At 56.6% G+C, this 17,207-nt stretch carries 13 protein-coding genes and 2 pseudogenes; 10 read left to right on the top strand and 5 right to left on the bottom strand.

Annotation, left to right across the window (positions count from 1 at the left end):
* Positions 1–53 precede the first annotated feature (53 nt).
* From AC1ROI_RS29455 to AC1ROI_RS29435, 5 genes are all read left to right on the top strand, one after another.
* The gene (locus AC1ROI_RS29455) at positions 54–1,310 is read left to right on the top strand and encodes a TolC family protein (RefSeq protein ID WP_077747119.1); all 1,257 of its coding nucleotides are present in this window, start codon (positions 54–56) and stop codon (positions 1,308–1,310) included.
* Positions 1,307–2,791 carry an efflux RND transporter periplasmic adaptor subunit gene (locus AC1ROI_RS29450; RefSeq protein WP_102599674.1) on the top strand — a complete coding sequence of 495 codons (1,485 nt, stop codon included), beginning with the start codon at positions 1,307–1,309 and terminating at the stop codon, positions 2,789–2,791. Before AC1ROI_RS29455 ends, AC1ROI_RS29450 begins: the two co-directional genes overlap by 4 nt.
* Positions 2,788–5,946, top strand: coding sequence for an efflux RND transporter permease subunit (locus AC1ROI_RS29445; protein WP_102599675.1), 3,159 nt, complete (start codon positions 2,788–2,790; stop codon positions 5,944–5,946). Before AC1ROI_RS29450 ends, AC1ROI_RS29445 begins: the two co-directional genes overlap by 4 nt.
* Positions 5,947–6,198: 252 nt before the next feature.
* On the top strand, positions 6,199–6,588 hold the full coding sequence (locus AC1ROI_RS29440) for a DUF6957 family protein (protein WP_102599676.1): 390 nt from the start codon (positions 6,199–6,201) through the stop codon (positions 6,586–6,588).
* A gap of 602 nt (positions 6,589–7,190) precedes the next feature.
* On the top strand, positions 7,191–7,385 hold the full coding sequence (locus AC1ROI_RS29435; protein WP_442964081.1) for a DUF7740 domain-containing protein: 195 nt from the start codon (positions 7,191–7,193) through the stop codon (positions 7,383–7,385).
* Between the two features lie 371 nt (positions 7,386–7,756).
* Here the strand turns inward: AC1ROI_RS29435 and phaC are convergent, their stop codons facing one another.
* A complete protein-coding gene (gene phaC / locus AC1ROI_RS29430) occupies positions 7,757–9,442 on the bottom strand; it encodes a class II poly(R)-hydroxyalkanoic acid synthase (protein ID WP_102599678.1) in 1,686 nt (561 codons plus the stop codon).
* A gap of 118 nt (positions 9,443–9,560) precedes the next feature.
* Positions 9,561–10,496 (bottom strand): alpha/beta fold hydrolase, encoded by a 936-nt coding sequence (locus AC1ROI_RS29425; protein WP_102599679.1) that lies wholly within the window; start codon positions 10,494–10,496, stop codon positions 9,561–9,563.
* A gap of 458 nt (positions 10,497–10,954) precedes the next feature.
* Between AC1ROI_RS29425 and AC1ROI_RS29420 the strand changes: the two are divergent.
* Positions 10,955–11,122 (top strand): annotated as a pseudogene (locus tag AC1ROI_RS29420) (GGDEF domain-containing protein); the annotation flags it as partial.
* Positions 11,123–11,392: 270 nt separating this feature from the next.
* Positions 11,393–11,731, top strand: coding sequence for a hypothetical protein (locus tag AC1ROI_RS29415; protein WP_158244045.1), 339 nt, complete (start codon positions 11,393–11,395; stop codon positions 11,729–11,731).
* A gap of 6 nt (positions 11,732–11,737) precedes the next feature.
* Here the strand turns inward: AC1ROI_RS29415 and AC1ROI_RS29410 are convergent, their stop codons facing one another.
* A complete protein-coding gene (locus AC1ROI_RS29410; RefSeq protein WP_102599680.1) occupies positions 11,738–11,977 on the bottom strand; it encodes a hypothetical protein in 240 nt (79 codons plus the stop codon).
* A 240-nt stretch (positions 11,978–12,217) separates the two neighbouring features.
* On the opposite strand from AC1ROI_RS29410, the pseudogene AC1ROI_RS29405 reads away from it, so the two are divergent.
* The 3 genes and pseudogenes from AC1ROI_RS29405 to AC1ROI_RS29395 all read left to right on the top strand — a co-directional run.
* Positions 12,218–13,309: pseudogene (locus tag AC1ROI_RS29405) on the top strand (heavy metal translocating P-type ATPase); the annotation flags it as partial.
* 14 nt (positions 13,310–13,323) lie between these two features.
* Entirely contained in the window at positions 13,324–13,740 is a 417-nt protein-coding gene (locus AC1ROI_RS29400; protein WP_173678018.1) for a DUF3703 domain-containing protein, read from the top strand.
* A complete protein-coding gene (locus AC1ROI_RS29395; protein WP_102599682.1) occupies positions 13,724–14,635 on the top strand; it encodes a cation diffusion facilitator family transporter in 912 nt (303 codons plus the stop codon). The genes AC1ROI_RS29400 and AC1ROI_RS29395 overlap by 17 nt, the downstream gene beginning before the upstream one ends.
* Before the next feature lie 150 nt (positions 14,636–14,785).
* Here the strand turns inward: AC1ROI_RS29395 and AC1ROI_RS29390 are convergent, their stop codons facing one another.
* Together AC1ROI_RS29390 and AC1ROI_RS29385 are read right to left on the bottom strand one after the other, a co-directional pair.
* Positions 14,786–16,222: a heavy metal sensor histidine kinase gene (locus AC1ROI_RS29390; protein ID WP_102599683.1), complete on the bottom strand. Its 1,437-nt coding sequence runs from the start codon at positions 16,220–16,222 to the stop codon at positions 14,786–14,788.
* A complete protein-coding gene (locus AC1ROI_RS29385) occupies positions 16,219–16,893 on the bottom strand; it encodes a heavy metal response regulator transcription factor (RefSeq protein ID WP_102599684.1) in 675 nt (224 codons plus the stop codon). Before AC1ROI_RS29385 ends, AC1ROI_RS29390 begins: the two co-directional genes overlap by 4 nt.
* Positions 16,894–17,207 lie beyond the last annotated feature (314 nt).

Here is a 17,207-nt window from a genome sequence, read left to right as displayed (position 1 = left end):
TCTGCGCGCATGTTTGAAGAGGCGCGCAGTGGATCATCACAGGAATCGTGAACATGAATTCCAAGTGCTACTGCACCGGTTGGCCCCTCGTGGCGGCCCTGGCGGCAAGCGTGCTGGCATTGCCAAGCCTTGCTGCGCCCCTGACACTCGACGAAGCCTTACGCTTGGCTGAAAACAATGCACCATCGCTGACCGCCCAAGCGGCCAAACTGCAAGCCGCCAGCAGCGCCGCCATTCCAGCCGGCGAACTACCCGACCCGAAGCTCCTGCTGGGCGTACAAAACTACCCCATCGGCGGCCCTGACCGCTGGCGCCTCGAGCAGGACTTCATGACCATGCAGATGGTCGGCGTCATGCAGGAGGTGCCCAACCGTGACAAGCGTCGGGCGCGCATCGAAGTTGCCGAGGCGGCCGTAGATCGAGCCGCGGCCGAAGGCCGTGTCGAGCGGCTGAACGTTCGTCAGGCCACAGCATTGGCCTGGATCAGCAGCTACTCCGTCGAGCGTAAAGAGGCGCTGTTTCAGGATTTTTACCGTGAGAACCGTCTGTTGGCTGATACCGTCCGGGCGCAGATCGCCGGTGGTCGTGCTCAGCCTGCCGATGCAGTAACGCCGAAACAGGAGGCGGCTCAGTTGGCGGAGCAACAAGACGACCTGATCCGCCTGCGGGCACAGGCCAGAGCGGCTCTCCGACGTTGGATAGGTCCGGCCGCAAATGACCAGCCCGTCGGTAGGTTGCCCGAGTGGCCCATCGACGCCTCGGGTTATCCGCATAAGCTGCAGCATCACCCCGCACTGGCGGCGTTCGTCCCAATGACTCGCGAAGCGCAGGCCAAGGTCCGTGAAGCAGAGTCGGAAAAGCAGTCCGACTGGAGTTGGGAACTTGATTACCAGCGCCGCGACCGTCAGTTCGGCGACATGGTCAGCGTGCAGTTCACGTTCGACCTGCCACTGTTCCCCGACTCCCGACAAAACCCGAAGATCGCCGCCAAACACGCCGAACTGAATCAGTTGGAGGCCGAGCGCGAAGCGCTTTCACGTGAACATACCCAGCAACTGGAGGACGATTTGGCCGAATACGAGCGTCTGAACCGTGCTGTGCGCCGCAGCCAGGACAGCCTGTTACCCCTAGCCAAGGAAAAGGTTGGGCTGACCATGGCCAGCTACCGCGCCGGTAAAAGCGACTTAGCCGCTGTCATCGCTGCCCGACGTGAACTCATCGAGACCCGCCTCAAACAGATCGACTTCGAAGAACAGCGAGCCCTCACCAGTGCTCGCTTGTATTTTGCTTATGGGGACACCAATCAATGAGCGCTCGAATCTGGAAAGGGGCTGTGCTGGCAGGCCTCTCGATTGCCCTGGGCGCTGCCGGCGGTTACTGGCTCGCTCAGCAGCGCATGAGTGCAATGCCTGAGACCACCGCCGAACAGGCCCCTAAAACGCAAGACGAACGCAAAGTACTGTATTGGTACGACCCGATGTCCCCGCAGCAGAAGTTCGATAAACCAGGCAAATCGCCCTTCATGGATATGGAGTTGGTGCCCCGATACGCTGATGCTGCGGCGGACAGTGCGGCCATCAGTATCGACCCAAGCCTGACCCAGAATCTCGGCTTGCGACTGGCCACCGTCACTCGCGGCGTGCTTGCTTCCAGCCTGGACGTGGTCGGTGTGCTGGCATTCAACGAGCGGGATGTCGCGGTGATTCAATCGCGTACTGCTGGCTTTGTGGAGCGGGTGTATGCCCGTGCTCCAGGCGATGTGCTCAAAGCCCATGCGGCTTTGGCCGATATCCTGGTCCCGGAGTGGGCCGCTGCTCAGGAAGAGTTTCTCGCACTCAAACGCAGTGGCGATGCGGACTTGCTGGCGGCAGCACGCCAACGCTTGCGCTTGACCGGGATGCCAGCGACGCTGATTGCTCAAGTGGAGCGAAGCGGCAAGACCCAGCCGGTCCTGACGCTCACCAGCCCCATAAGCGGTGTGCTGCAAGAGTTGAATGTACGTTCGGGTATGACCGTTGCGGCCGGCGAGACTCTGGCTCGAGTCAATGGCTTGAGCAGCGTCTGGCTGGCAGTGGCCGTTCCAGAGTCGGAGACTGGATCGATCAACATGGGGCAAGCGGTCGAAGCACGTCTGCCAGCCTTTCCAGGAACAGTGCTCAAGGGCACGGTCAGCTCGATTCTGCCCGAAACCAATCCCGACAGCCGAACTGTGCGTGTTCGGGTCGAACTCCCCAACCCTGATGGGCGACTCAGGCCGGGTATGACAGCCCAGGTGCACCTGAATCGTTCGACCGAACAAAGCGTTCTGTGGGTGCCGAGCGAGGCAATCATTCGCACCGGCCGACGGGTCCTGGTGATGCTCGCCGAAGACGCTGGTCGCTACCGACCCGTAGAGGTGCAACTCGGGCAGGAAAACGAAGGCAAGACGGTGGTGTTGAAGGGGTTGGAAGAAGGTCAGCAGGTAGTCAGCTCTGGACAGTTCCTGCTCGACTCTGAGGCCAGTCTCAAGGGCATTGTTGCGAGCGCGCTGGAAATGTCACCACCCAGCGCAGCAGCCTCCAGCTTTCATGAGGCGGATGGGCAGATCGTCGAGATCAACAACCAAGACGTAACAATCGCCCTTGGTCCGTTCAAGACGCTGGGCATGCCTGGTATGACTATGACCTTCCCATTGGCTGACCCTGCTCTCAAGCAAGGACTCAAGGCGGGCGACAAGGTTCGGGTTGCGGTGAGCCAAACCGATGATGGATTGCGCGTTGAACGCCTGGAAAAACTAGGGGGCCAGCCATGATCGCCGCCCTTATCCGCTGGTCAGTCGCCAACCGTTTTCTGGTACTGCTGGCCACGATCTTCGTCACGGTCTGGGGCGTTTGGTCGGTTCAGAGCACTCCCATCGACGCATTGCCAGACCTTTCCGATGTTCAGGTGATTATCCGCACCCCTTATCCGGGACAAGCGCCGCAAATCGTTGAGAACCAGGTGACCTATCCGTTGGCTACCACCATGCTCTCGGTGCCGGGGGCCAAGACCGTACGCGGCTATTCTTTTTTTGGCGACAGCTTCGTGTACGTATTGTTCGAAGACGGTACGGACTTGTACTGGGCCCGCTCGCGGGTGCTGGAATACTTGAGTCAGGTCCAAAGTCGTCTGCCGGCTTCCGCCAAACCGTCGTTGGGGCCAGACGCCACAGGCGTGGGCTGGATCTATCAGTACGCACTGGTGGATCGCACAGGGGGACACGACCTGGCGCAACTGCGCGCCTTGCAGGACTGGTTCCTCAAGTTCGAACTCAAGACCCTGCCGAACGTTGCGGAAGTGGCCACCGTGGGCGGCATGGTCAAGCAGTACCAGGTGCAGCTCGATCCACTGAAACTGGCCAACCTGGGCATCACTCAAGCAGCGGTGACCGAGGCTATCGGCAAGGCCAATCAGGAAACCGGTGGTGCGTTGCTGGAGATGGCGGAGACCGAGTTTATGGTGCGCGCTTCCGGTTATCTGAAGACACTGAATGACTTTCGTTCGATTCCGCTCAAGCTCGGTGCCGGTGGGGTGCCGGTGACCCTCGGCGACGTGGCAACGATCCAGTTGGGCCCGGAGATGCGTCGTGGTATCACCGAGCTCGACGGCGAGGGTGAGACTGTCGGCGGCGTGGTTATTCTGCGTAGCGGCAAGAACGCTCGTGAGACCATTGCGGCGGTCAAGGCCAAACTGGACGACCTGAAAAGCAGTTTGCCGGCTGGGGTGGAAATCGTCACCACCTATGACCGCAGCAAACTGATCGATCGCGCCGTCGAAAACCTCAGCTACAAGCTACTCGAGGAGTTCATCGTCGTCGCGTTGGTCTGTGCAGTATTCCTCTGGCATTTGCGTTCATCCCTGGTGGCAATCATCTCCTTACCGGTAGGGGTGCTGATTGCCTTCATCGTTATGCGTTACCAAGGGATCAACGCCAACATCATGTCCTTGGGCGGGATCGCCATCGCCATCGGCGCCATGGTCGATGCCGCGGTGGTAATGATCGAGAACGCCCACAAGAAGATTGAGGCCTGGCATGTGGCCCATCCAGGGGAAGAGTTGAAGGGCGAACGTCACTGGCATGTGATAACCGAAGCGGCGGCGGAGGTGGGACCGGCGCTGTTCTTCTGCCTGCTGATCATCACCCTGTCGTTCATTCCAGTGTTCACCCTGGAGGCCCAAGAGGGTCGTCTATTTGGTCCATTGGCCTTCACCAAGACCTATGCCATGGCTGCGGCGGCAGGACTATCGGTAACCCTGGTGCCGGTGCTGATGGGCTACTGGATTCGTGGACGGATCCCCAAAGAGGAACGGAATCCTCTAAACCGCTGGTTGATCAGGATCTATCAACCGGCCCTGGATGCGGTGTTACATCGGCCAAAAGTCACCCTGTTGATCGCGTTATTGGTCTTCCTCAGCGCGTTGTGGCCGATCTCCCGTTTGGGTGGCGAATTCCTCCCTGCGCTGGACGAGGGCGATTTGCTCTATATGCCTTCGGCTCTGCCGGGATTGTCCGCGCAGAAAGCGGCGCAGCTGCTGCAACAGACCGACCGCTTGATCAAGACGGTACCCGAAGTCGAACACGTTTTTGGTAAAGCGGGTCGTGCCGAAACCGCGACCGACCCCGCGCCGCTGGAGATGTTCGAGACCACTATCCAGTTCAAACCACGCGAGCAGTGGCGTCCTGGTATGACCCAGGAGAAATTGGTGGAAGAGCTGGATCGAGTGGTGCGCGTCCCTGGGCTGACTAATATTTGGATACCACCGATCCGCAACCGCATCGACATGCTCGCCACCGGGATCAAGAGTCCGATCGGAGTGAAAATTGCCGGCACCAACTTGACGGAGATCGATGCAGCGACTCAGGCGGTTCAGCGCGCGGCCAAGGACGTGCCGGGGGTCAGTTCGGCCTTGGCTGAACGATTGACCGGAGGCCGTTACATCGATGTGGATATCGATCGCAAAGCCGCTGCCCGCTACGGGTTGAATATCGCTGATGTGCAGTCGATCGTCGCCGGTGCTATTGGTGGTGAAAACGTTGGCGAGACCATTGAAGGGCTCGCCCGCTTCCCGATCAATGTGCGTTATCCCCGAGAGTGGCGTGATTCGCTTGGCGCCCTGGAGCAACTGCCGATGTACACCCCGCTGGGGAGCCAGATCACCTTGGGCACGGTGGCGAAGATCAAGGTCAGTGAAGGCCCGCCGATGCTCAAGAGTGAAAATGCCCGACCTTCCGGCTGGGTGTACATCGACGTGCGTGGCCGGGACATTGCCTCAGTGGTTGCTGATCTACGTCGGGTTGTGGGTGAGCAGGTCAAGCTGCAGCCAGGCATGAGCCTGAGTTACTCAGGGCAGTTTGAGTTTCTTGAACGAGCCAACGCACGGCTCAAGCTAGTGGTGCCAGCCACGCTGTTAATCATTTTCGTGCTGCTGTACCTGACGTTTTCCCGATTCGACGAGGCGTTGCTGATCATGGCCACCTTGCCATTCGCCCTTACAGGTGGGGCGTGGTTCCTCTACCTGCTGGGATTTAACCTGTCGGTGGCTACTGGCGTCGGTTTTATCGCTCTGGCGGGTGTGTCTGCCGAATTCGGCGTGATCATGCTGCTCTACTTGAAAAACGCCTGGGCCGAACGTGTAGAGGCCGGCGACAGTACCGAACGTGGGCTAATCGCAGCAATTAGCGAAGGAGCCGTGCAGCGGGTTCGACCCAAGGCCATGACGGTGGCGGTCATCATTGCTGGCCTGTTACCGATCCTATTGGGCAGCGGTTCTGGTAGCGAAGTGATGAGCCGCATCGCTGCGCCCATGGTCGGTGGCATGGTCACCGCGCCCTTACTGTCCCTGTTTGTCATCCCGGCAGCTTACCGCTTGATGCGCCGCCGACGCCTTGTTGTCGAGTCCATACCCGCGGAAGGAAGCAGGCTATGAAGTGATTGTGTCCGCCACTGCCTGTGCCGTCACTGCACGACCCCTGATTGCCTGCGCAACATCATCCAGCGGTCTGGTTTTCTGGTAGGGCAGGGGACGACCCTTACAATCAATCGGGGATCGAACTCTATCGGCATTGCGTCAAAACACGGCTGATAGAGATCGATACTAGGGGCTAATAGGCCATTCTCGACGCGGATTAACTGTAAGAGTGAAGGTGTGTTTCCTCTGAGACAGACCCGGTGTATGGAAATGTCAGGCTTGATTGATTTGTTGGCGGGCAAAGGAAACAGCTTGATCGGCAGTGTTTTGAGTGATGCCGAGGCGGTGGCGTTTGTTAAGGCGAATTTTCCGGGCAGAGCGTATTGCCTGGTAGCTGACTGGACCGTGATCGATGTGTCCGTTTCCGACGAGCAGGCCAAAATGCTTGCGACGCTGGGCCACGCGGCCAGCATCGTTTATGCGCTTTGTGTCATTGAAGACAGTCGTGGGCATTTTCTTCCAGGAGACTGGGTTAAAAGCTCCTACGGAGTTTCGTTCACTCACGGATGCCTATTCGAAACTCAAAACACTGTCTATGTCTTGATGAGAGGCGGTCGCCGGTTGGGTGCAAATCTGGAATTTTTACTAAGCCTACGCTGATGCGCGTATTGCTACGCGCTTGTCGAGGGATGCTTTAGGTAAGCTCATAGCTCGCTAGGCTGGATTCAGCACTGGCGTTTGAGAGCAGACAATCAGCTGTCTGGCCCCGCGGGTGAGTGCCACGTACAAGTGGTTTGCGTCCATCTGATCTAATGTACTGCCGACAGCTCGGCGAGAGACAGGCCGCCCAAGATGACGGTTCTGATCCCGAATTCGCAGGGTGGCTTCATGAAATGTCACTCCTCCCTGTGCCGTCAGATTGAGTGCTTGGCGGGTGGTACGCATTATTTCTGGTCAATACACTCTCACCTCCGGTTGCTCGCTTAAACAAGGTAGCTGCGGTGCTCATCGTCATGGTCTGATTGGCCGCGTAGCAGGCGCATGGCTGGCTTTCAAGCACAACTGAGTGTCTGCGGGGAAACAGGAAACTGGTGAGCGTTTTGTCGTTGAAGGTTCATTCCAATCTTATTCTCGCTGATTCATGTCCTTTGGTGTGCACGGCGAAACCGCTCTACTGCTGCGCGTCGATTAACTATGCAGGGGCGGGTGAGAGCAGGCTTCGAATCAGTCGGTATACTCTGGAAAAACTCATGGGTACTACTATGACACTCACTGACGCTACTCTCGTGTTGTTCTTGGCGGCGCGCATTCATGGGACGGATGAGGCTGTCAGGGCCTCTGCGAAGATCTGTGTAAAGAAGTTGCCGCGCGGCAAACGTGATCTCATGTACACGGTGATTAATAGCCGAAACCCGCTCGAGCTAGTGGGCTTTCTAGCGCAGAACCTCGATACGTGACTGTTGAGGACCGGTAGGTGACTATGTGGGAGGGCCAGTTGAAGAGGCCCAAGATCGTTGCTGCCAGCCATAGTAGTGATGACTACTATTTCTCATCAAGCTTGCTGCGGCTTGTCCGCTGATTGAGCAGTGGCCACAAGACACGAAAAAAGCTCTGCAGAACTGCAGCTCAAAGGTGGCGGACGATGCCTTTGAAGGCACCGCACTCGTTGCACTCGAACTGCGTGGTTTCCCACGGAGCCTTGGGCTACCGGGGAAAAGCATCCTTCGCTCATCCAGGACACTACTGGTGTAAATCCCCTATCCACCGGAAGACAACGGTAACTGGCCGGGAAATCCCCGGCCAGTCTTCTCAATGTTCAAGTCCGGGTTTAACGCACATGCACGTAGGTGCCAGGTGCGGCCTCCATCGGCGGGTGGTTCTGGTTGCCCAGCGCCAGCTGAGTTTCGCGTTGCTCACCAGAACGCGCCTGAATCCAGCCCAACCACTCTGGCCACCAGCTGCCATCGTGCTTCTGCGTGTCGAAATACCAGGCACGCGGGTCGGACGGTAGCTTGTCGTTCTCCAGGTAGCTAGCCTTGGGATTACCTGGCGGGTTGAGGATGCTCTGGATATGCCCGCTGTTGGATAGCACGAAGCGCCGTTCGCCACCGAGCAGCAGGGTCGAGCGATAGACCGCGTCCCAGGGCGTGATGTGGTCGTTGATCCCGGCGATGCTGAAGCTGTCGACCGTGACTTTCTGCAGGTCGATCGGCATGCCGCACACCTCCAAGCCGCCAGGGTGCATGAGCGGGTTGTATTTGAAAAAGTCCAGCAGATCGCCATGCAGGGCGGCCGGTAGGCGAGTGTTGTCGTTGTTCCAGTAGAGGATGTCGAAGGCCGGGGGTTGCTTGCCGAGCAGGTAGTTATTGATCCAATAGTTCCAGATCAGGTCATTCGGGCGCATCCAGGCGAAGACCTTGGCCAAGTCGCGGCCATCCAGCACGCCTTGCTGATAGGAGCGGCACCTGGCGGCTTCCAGGGTTTGCTCATTGACAAACAACATGGCTGAGCTGTCGATCTGACTGTCCAGCAGGCTGACCAGATAGGTTGCGCTGGCGACTTTGCGCAGCTGTCGCTTGGCTTGCAGGTAGCCTTGCAGGGCGGCGATGCTCAGGCCGCCGGCGCAGGCGCCCATCAGGTGGGCCTCTTTGCTACCGCTGATGGCGCGGGTCACATCGAGGGCTTCTTCGATGGCCTGTACATAACTCGATAGACCCCACTCGCGATGACTAGCGTTCGGGTTGCGCCAGCTGACGATGAACACCTGTAAGCCGTTCTTCAGCGCGTACTGGACGAAGCTCTTCTCCGCGCTGAGGTCGAAGATGTAGTACTTGTTGATCTGCGGCGGCACGATCAGCAGCGGGCGGGCATACTGTTTTTCGTTCATCGGCTGGTACTGGATCAGCTCCAGCAGCTCGTTGCGGAACACCACGGCGCCGGGGGTGGTGGCGATATTCCGACCGACTTCGAAGGCCTGCTTGCTGACCTGGCTGGGCATGCCGCCATTGTGCCGCAGGTCGTCGAGCAGATGACCAATCCCCTTGAGCAGGCTGGCGCCGCCGGTGTTGAACAGCTCCTTGACCGCCAGGGGGTTGAGCGGGCTGTTGGACGGCGAGAGCGCATCGCCGAGCTGGGCCAAGATGAAGCGCGCGCGGGCTTGGTCGTCGGCCGCCAGGTTGCTCTCGTCGACCCAGGCGTTCAGTTGCTTCTGCCAGGCCAGATAGGCCTGCAGGCTGCGGCGGTAGAAGGGGTTGAGGCGCCAGGAGGGGTCCTGGAAGCGCGCATCCTGGACGGGGGGTTGCTGCGACGTATCGCCGAGCAGCACGCGGCCCAGTTGGCCGCCGAGGGCCAGAGCATGGCGGGCGCTGTGGATCGGCTGCTTGATGCCCTGCAGCGCCAGGGTACGCAGCGTGGGCAACAGATTACGGCCACGCAGGCCGAGTATTGCGCTTCGTTCTACCTTCACAAAGGACGCGGGTACGGGCAAGGCGCCCGCCGCTGGTTTCTTTCGCATGAACCAAACTCCATCGTCATATCGTCATATCGTCATATCGTCATAGAGCCAAACAGAAAAGACTTGTACCAAGGCACGCCAAACTGCCGCGCGAAGCATCAACCAGAGCCACGTCCCTCTAGCGGGGCAAGTGGCTATGCGCCGCACGGTGACTAAAGATACGGTCACTGGCTGCGTAGCGGTGCCGGCTGCCCAGCGGCGGCGTGCTCTTCGGCATGACCAGGCTGGAGGCCGGCAGCAGAAAGCCGAGTAAGGCGTGCTGGGTGTCGTGCCAGGCCGCCTTGTGTTCCATATCGAGGAAGTGTCCGGTGTTCTTGATTGTGCTGAACTGGCACTGACGGACATGGCCGGCAAAAAGGCGGGCGTCTTGCGCCGAGGTGTACTCGTCCCATTCGCCGTTGACGAACAGTAGCGGAACCTCGATGGCATCGGCGCAGTCGACGTAGCACTGGGTGTCTTGGGTCAGCACCTCATTGATGTGGAAATGCATCTGCCGGTATTCGTGCTCGGCCAGGCTGCTGATATGGCGGTAGTTGAAGCGTTTGAACAGCGACGGCAGGTGCTTGCCGATGGTGTTGTTGACCAAGCGGCCAACGTTGAAGCGGTCGCAGGCCTGGAGAAGGCTCAGGCCGCTCTCCAGGTAGTCGCGCATCGGCTTATTGATCCGCGCTGCGAATGAACTGATCACTGCCTTCTCGATCCGTCGCGGCCGCTGAGCGAGTGCCAGCAGGGTGGCCGCCCCGCCCCAGGAGAAGGACAGCACATGGTCGGCGCGGAAGTGTTCGACCAACTCCAGCAGTATCTCTGCCTCGTCCTCCTTGCAGATCGGCGGACCGTAGCGGTTGTGCGGTCGCGACTGGCCGGCGTAGGGTTGATCGTAGAGAACCACATTGAACCGCGGCTGCAGGTAACGCACCGTTTGGGCGAAGGATGCGGTGGTTGCCAGCGAGCCATTGACCAGAATGATGGTCTTGTCAGCGGCGTTGTTGAGATAGCGTTCGGTATAAACCTTGTACTTGTTGAAAATCTCGACGATGGCAGTTTCTGGCTTCATGTCGTTATCCTTCTGGCACAAGTCTGGCTCAGAGAACAGCGTGAGTGGCTGGTCGCAGGGCCATACAGTAGATTGCAGAACGCCCGGCCCCAACAGTTGAGCACCAGACAAATAAATAACTTGTTTGGTTTCAAATAGTTACCGAGATCTATCGAGTGATACTCCTGCGCCAAAGCAGAGGATTCCCCCCGATTCAACCAGGCAGCACAGAAGCGCGAGGACTCTCTGATGCTCGTGGTGACCGTGTAGTCACTAATCGACCTGAGGTTCAGAGTTAAGCAGGCGATCTCCCACATGCAAGCGCAAACGAACTATTCCGACGAGCCGTGAGCTATGCCTGTGAGGCTGGACTGTCAGCGATCCATGCCGCCCAATTTCGGCGGATTGCTCCGTTCAAACTGCTGAGCGAAAGGATTATCACCCAGCCCCTGACACGCTTGAGTGAGCGCACTCTTGGCAAACGACCTGGTGACCTCGCTGCGCGTTATGGCAGGGCGTAGTGTTGCCTGGCACGGGCTATGTTTAGGGCGTTTCTGGTTGCAGAGAAAATTCGGCGTGCGGTTCAGCAAGCTGGAGTCGAACACGACGAAAGCGCTGAAGGCACCGTCACGGTCAGTCTTGGCGTCAGCGGATGCTGCCTCGATCCAAGGGGTGCCGGTAGTCTCAAATTGAGCCATCGTCGCTCTCTACTCCGATAAATTATCAGAGCGTAGATGAAGGTTGAGCACCAGGGTTGTGAAGGTCTTTGGCGAACTGCTCGACTCAGAGGCCTGGTACTGAATTTTTCCGTTTCCACTCAGACGAATTTAACGGTTGCTGCGTGGTTAGCGGATCTCTGTCGAGGAGGGAGGATAGTCATACTCGGTCATGAGCGATCGCAAGTGCTCGATGGCGTCATGATATTTAAGATCGGCATGCCGTCTACACTCTTGGTACTGCATGAAAACTTCCGCATCCATGTAGGGCCGGTCGAGAAGGTCAAGGGCGGTGCAGCTCAAGCTATGTGCTTCGCTGAACAGCTGGTTGTTACGTTCAAGTGCCAGGTTCAGACATGCCGTGGCTTGATCGGAAATCCTCGAATCATTCATTGCTGCACCCTTTGTATTGACCCGTTCTTGTTTATGCGCCTGATCCTGCTCTCGGCGGTGCTTATCGGACAGCCTCGGAGTACACAAAAAAACCGATTTCAAGAGCGTGACCTGCAGCGAGGCTCCTTCACCGGCTTTGCCAACTGAACACGTTTATCGGTTGGTCTTGTCTTTGGTGTCAAGCCAGTTCTGGCGGGCTTCGATGTACTTGTTGTCCGCACGCCTTTTGAGCTCCGAGAACTCATGAAGGGTTTGAGTCGAAACTGGTTGGTTACTCAAGAGCGCATAGGCCGCTTCGCTGAGCTGATCGGCTTCAACGAAGAGCTGATTGCTGAGGTTAATGGATTCAGGCCATGGGGAGTTTTGCGTTTTTTTTGAATTTACAGTGTTCATAGCGGCATTTCCTTTCGGCAGAACTGGAAGGTGAAAATGCTCTCCTAGCATTCCTTCAAGTCATGGAATCCAGTGCGAGAACTCGCTCGGTTTGCGGGCATCGTTCCTGACCGTTGCGGCATATGGCGTTAAATGAGTTTGTACCAGGTTGAAGCTTTTTGCGGCGTTCAACGATGAATGGTTTCCCGCACCTAGCACCCGTCGGGCCCGTACCCCACTCCCTTCAGTTCCAGACGAGTGTGGACTGACTGGATCTATCGCGCCCTGGTACTTCTGGTGGTTGCCTGCCCTTGTGCGCTGGTCATTTCCACGCTGGTGTCGATCGTCAGCGGTCTGGCGGCAGCGGCTCGCAAGGGGATTTTGGTCAAGGGTGGCGTCTACCTGGAAATTGGCGCGAAGCTGAGCTTCGTCGCGCTCGATAAAACCGGGACGATCACCCACGGCAAACCAGTGCAAACCAATTACCTCCCGCTCTCCGAGACTTCATACGTCGCGCCACAAATCATTGCCGCCAGTCTCGGTGCGCGCTCGGATCATCCGGTTTCGCAGGCAATAGCCAAGCACGAGGCCCTGCACGCATCAACGCTCAAGCAAGTAGATAATTTTGAGGCACTTCCCGGCCGTGGGGTGAAGGGCATGATTGAAGGGCAGCTCTATCACCTTGGAAACCATCGACTGATCAATGAACTGGGGCTCGCTACGCCGCTGCTGGAGGCTTCACTGAATCAGCTGGAGCGTCAGGGCAAAACCGTGGTGGTGTTGACCAGCGCCACTCAGGTCTTTGCGCTGTTTGCCGTGGCCGATACAGTGAGGGATTCCAGCCAGACCGCGATCAAAGAACTGCACGAGCTGGGCATCAAAACCATGATGCTCACGGGGGACAACGCCCACACGGCGCAGGCCATTGCTCAACGGGTCGGAATTGATGAGCCGCGAGGAAACTTGCTGCCCGCCGACAAGCTGGCTGCCATTGGTGAGTTGCAGAACCGTAACCACGTGGTCGGCATGGTCGGTGACGGTATCAACGATGCACCGGCCTTGGCCAAATCGCAGATCGGTTTCGCAATGGCCGCTGCGGGTACAGGAACAGCCATTGAAGCGGCAGACGTCGCGCTGATGGATGATGACCTGCGAAAGATCCCGGCCTTTGTTCGTCTGTCACGACAGACCGCATCGGTTCTTAAACAAAACATTGGGTTCGCGCTCGGAATCAAGGCAGTGTTTCTGGTGTTCACCTTGATGGGCTTGGCCACCATGTGGATGGCAGTGTTTGCAGACGTTGGTGTCAGCCTGTTGGTAGTGCTGAATGGGCTGCGCTTGCTGAAAAAATAGTCCGGGGGCTGAGCATGAAAGAGATGTTGCATAGTGCAATTCTTGAGGGCTTCGACGAAGCTCGTGTAGCGATTCGGTCCCGAGATTACGGGCGCGCTTATCATTGGCTCGAGCGCACCCACATCCTTACGCAACGCCGCACCTTGCTACATGCAAAGTCCCATGTCTTGATGTTGTACTTGGGCATCAGGGCACAAGATCCTCGGGAGGTTTTGGGACAAATACCACGTTTCCTCGCAGCACTGCTATTTTCTCAAGTATGGGTGCCTTCAGGAAATACTGGTCGAGCCCGAGTCAGTGCTTTTCAGGTGATGCCTCTTTCTCAAGAACTGGAATCTCTTCTTAGCGAAGAGTGCTCCCCCCCCGGGCGACTTCTGAGTTGTTTCGCATCCGCTCACACACATGGAGAGACTTATGAGCGCTGGTCATAGTCACGGTCAAGCACGTGCAGGACACGAGAAAAAATTGTGGATCGCTCTGGCGTTAACGACAAGCTTTATGATCGCAGAGGTCATTGGGGCTTTCATTACCGGCAGCTTGGCGTTGTTATCCGACGCCGCTCACATGCTGACCGATTCCACTGCCCTGGCTATTTCATTGGTTGCTATTCAGATCGCCAAACGCGCTGTGGATAAAAAACGGACGTTTGGCTATGCACGATTTGAAATCCTTGCGGCTGCTTTCAACGCGATTTTGTTGTTCATGGTGGCGGTCTACATTCTGTACGAGGCCTATCAACGGTTTAAAACTCCGACAGAAATCCAATCGACAGGCATGCTGATCGTCGCTGTGATAGGGCTACTTGTGAACCTTGCTTCAATGCGCTTGCTCATGTCTGCCAGTGCCGAAAGCCTCAACGTCAAAGGCGCGTACCTGGAGGTTTGGAGCGACATGTTGGGCTCCATAGGTGTAATAGGGGCGGCATTGATCATTCGTTTTACCGGATGGACTTGGGTTGACTCGATCGTTGCCGCGGCTATTGGGCTGTGGGTTCTCCCCAGAACTTGGGTTCTGCTCAAAGAAAGCATAAATATCCTGTTGCAAGGGGTTCCAGAGGGTATCGATATCGCTGAAGTTGAGGCGAGAATCAGGGCGGTTGAAGGCGTTGAAGATATCCATGATCTGCATATCTGGGCTTTGACCAGCGGCAAAAATATCATGAGTGCACACCTTGTCGTCCAACGTTCCTCCCGCAACGAGCAGGATATTTTGGCTGAGGTGACACGACTGATGAGCGAGGCATTCCATATTAGCCAAACGACTCTTCAATTAGAGAACTCGCAATTTCATGCCAGGCTCGAAGAAAACGAAGGCATGCAACACTAGAAAGGTACCTCGCGAACATCCCATGTCAGGGCAGGGCAGGGGTCGCAGTGTGCTGAAATCTCAGCGGACAATATGCCCCTGAACCACCGGAGCATTTCCAGCAGTACAGGGGAATATTGACTGCGGTTTATGCAAGCATGATGTAGAAATTTACCCCTGAGTCTTTTTTGCCTGCTGCCAGGTGGTCTGTCCATCGAGGTTTGGAAAACTCAACCTGAAAACGGTGATGCTGCCAGGCATGCTCTGAACCTCCGCAGTTCCCTGATGAAGGCTCATGATCGATCGAACAATCGCCAAGCCAAGACCGGTACCACCTTCCGCACGCGAGCGACTGGTGTCGACTCGATAAAAGCGGTCGAACACGTGCGCCAGATGCTGAGGTTCGATCCCTGCGCCTGGGTTGCCTACCAGTAGCGAGACCTGTTCGGCATGGCTTTCGATAACAATTGAAATAGATTGTCCTGCCGGGCAGTGGCGTATCGCGTTGGACAACAGATTTGATATTGCTCGCTGAATCATCAACCTGTCGCCAATGGCCTTGCCGTTTCCGGTGACGCTCAGGCTGATCCGTTTCTCTTCCGCAGACAGTGAAAACAGATCGACGACCTTCACTGCTTCATCTTCTAAAGTAATTGTCTCGAACGGGGCGAGCGCCGCGGGGTGACTGACCTGAGCAAGGAAGAGCATATCCGAGACAATTCGAGTGACACGGCCCAACTCTTCGGTGAATGACTCCAGCACCGCTTTGTACTCTTCGGCCGATCGCTCCCTAGACAGTGTCACCTGGGCCTTGCCCATCAAATTGGAGATGGGGGATCGCAGTTCGTGGGCCAAGTCATCGGAGAACTGAGACAGCTGTTGAATACCATTGTCGAGTCGGTGCAGCATGAAATTGATGCTATGGGCCAGCTCACTGAGCTCCTGAGGCATTTTGACCACAGAGAGGCGATGGCTGAGGTCTTGAGCCGAGATCATGGCGGCGACCTTCCGGAACTCTCTCAGTGGAGAAAGTCCTCGCTGCACCACGGCCCAGGCACTTATACCGATAAGTATCAGTAAAAGCGGCAGTGCAATAATCGTCGACCGAAGATACGCACTGAGCAGCGTTTCATCGTTTGCAGAATCCATCGACAGCAATACGGGAACGCCGACACCGTTCTTTAACTGAATGAGCTTGGACGCGGTAAGAAAGTTCCGACCCTCACCATCGGAATTGGTGGAATATGAAATTTTGTCGACGGTAGCACTCGCCGCCTTCAACTCAATCCGCAGATCCGACAAGCCAGACCCGAATTTCAGTAAGGGCGTCCTGAGGTTTGTCAGGTCATAGATGGCCAGGTTCAGATTGTCATGCCCCATGACTTGGTCCAGCAACGAGTGCGGTTTCGAGTTTACGTGGGCCGTGTCCTCGTATAGTGAGAGGTGGTGTTCAACCTGCTGCATTTTCTTGTCCAGGCTGTTTTTCGCCAGCTTGTCCAACTCATGCGTTAACGCGAAAAAAGCCAGGACAGCCAAAAACACTACCTGCAACGCCCCCAGAATACTCACCGTCAAACCTAGTCGCATTGACAGGCTGACCGGCTTCATTTACGCGCCTCCAGTACGTAGCCAACACCGCGTAGCGTATGGATCAATTTGGTATCGAAGGGGTCGTCGATTTTGGCTCTCAATCTACGAATTGAGACCTCGACAACGTTAGTGTCGCAGTCGAAGTTCATGTCCCAGACCAATGAAATGATTTGGGTGCGGGAAAGTACTTCGCCAGTCTGACGCATCAGCAGGTGCAGAAGCGCAAACTCCTTGGTCGTCAGATCTATGCGCTGATCACCACGAAAAGCACGGTGGCGTGCTTGGTCGAGCTCCAGATCGGCTACCTTGAGTACCTGCGGGACAGGAATGTGATCGCTGCGCCGCATCAGGGTTCGTACCCGTGCCAATAGCTCAGGAAACTCAAACGGTTTGACCAGATAGTCATCGGCGCCTAAATCCAGTCCGCGGATCTTGTCCGCCAGGCGCCCTCGGGCCGTCAACATCATGACCCGGGCATTACTGCTTTGGCGCAGACGTTCAAGGACACCCCAACCATCAAGTTCTGGAAGATTAACGTCAAGTAGTACCAAGTCATAGGCATGTTGACGTGCCAGATGAAGTCCATCTGCGCCAGTTACTGCACGGTCTACAACATAGCCACTTTCAGTCAGCCCTTGATGCAAGTATTCGGCAGTTTTAGGCTCGTCCTCAATTACAAGGATTCGCATGATATGTCACCATTTTTAATAGGGAAAATAATTAGTTAATTCAGAAAAGTTAGTATTTTTTAGGTTTCTGACCGAAATGATCCGACTTTGAACCTCTTCAGTTGTTCGTGGCCTCAATGTCCAGCCGCTCGGTAAGGATCATCACCTTAAAGCCTGTAGCTGCTATAGGGTCAAGCCAAGGCCTCGTTTTTTAGCCGTCCAGGCAACTTATCGCGACGAGATGTCACATGAAATGTAACTAAGCTTATCCATGGGCTGATGGCCTGCCATAATTGTAGACTTTTAACAAGTCTTTTCAGCAGATATTTGTTTCG

This window comes from Pseudomonas sp. GW823-FHT02C02 (genome assembly GCF_058797635.1).
The sequence above is the reverse complement of the archived record's forward strand: the minus strand, read 5'-3'. Positions and strand labels throughout refer to the sequence as shown.

Bases quoted from the DNA above. Each gene is read 5' to 3' on its own strand.
- AC1ROI_RS29455 (WP_077747119.1), top strand. From the start codon at position 54: ATGAATTCCAAGTGCTACTGCACCGGTTGGCCCCTCGTGGCGGCCCTG.
- AC1ROI_RS29450 (WP_102599674.1), top strand. From the start codon at position 1,307: ATGAGCGCTCGAATCTGGAAAGGGGCTGTGCTGGCAGGCCTCTCGATT.
- AC1ROI_RS29445 (WP_102599675.1), top strand. From the start codon at position 2,788: ATGATCGCCGCCCTTATCCGCTGGTCAGTCGCCAACCGTTTTCTGGTA.
- AC1ROI_RS29440 (WP_102599676.1), top strand. From the start codon at position 6,199: ATGTCAGGCTTGATTGATTTGTTGGCGGGCAAAGGAAACAGCTTGATC.
- AC1ROI_RS29435 (WP_442964081.1), top strand. From the start codon at position 7,191: ATGACACTCACTGACGCTACTCTCGTGTTGTTCTTGGCGGCGCGCATT.
- phaC (WP_102599678.1), bottom strand. From the start codon at position 9,442: ATGCGAAAGAAACCAGCGGCGGGCGCCTTGCCCGTACCCGCGTCCTTT.
- AC1ROI_RS29425 (WP_102599679.1), bottom strand. From the start codon at position 10,496: ATGAAGCCAGAAACTGCCATCGTCGAGATTTTCAACAAGTACAAGGTT.
- AC1ROI_RS29415 (WP_158244045.1), top strand. From the start codon at position 11,393: ATGATATTTAAGATCGGCATGCCGTCTACACTCTTGGTACTGCATGAA.
- AC1ROI_RS29410 (WP_102599680.1), bottom strand. From the start codon at position 11,977: ATGAACACTGTAAATTCAAAAAAAACGCAAAACTCCCCATGGCCTGAA.
- AC1ROI_RS29400 (WP_173678018.1), top strand. From the start codon at position 13,324: ATGAAAGAGATGTTGCATAGTGCAATTCTTGAGGGCTTCGACGAAGCT.
- AC1ROI_RS29395 (WP_102599682.1), top strand. From the start codon at position 13,724: ATGAGCGCTGGTCATAGTCACGGTCAAGCACGTGCAGGACACGAGAAA.
- AC1ROI_RS29390 (WP_102599683.1), bottom strand. From the start codon at position 16,222: ATGAAGCCGGTCAGCCTGTCAATGCGACTAGGTTTGACGGTGAGTATT.
- AC1ROI_RS29385 (WP_102599684.1), bottom strand. From the start codon at position 16,893: ATGCGAATCCTTGTAATTGAGGACGAGCCTAAAACTGCCGAATACTTG.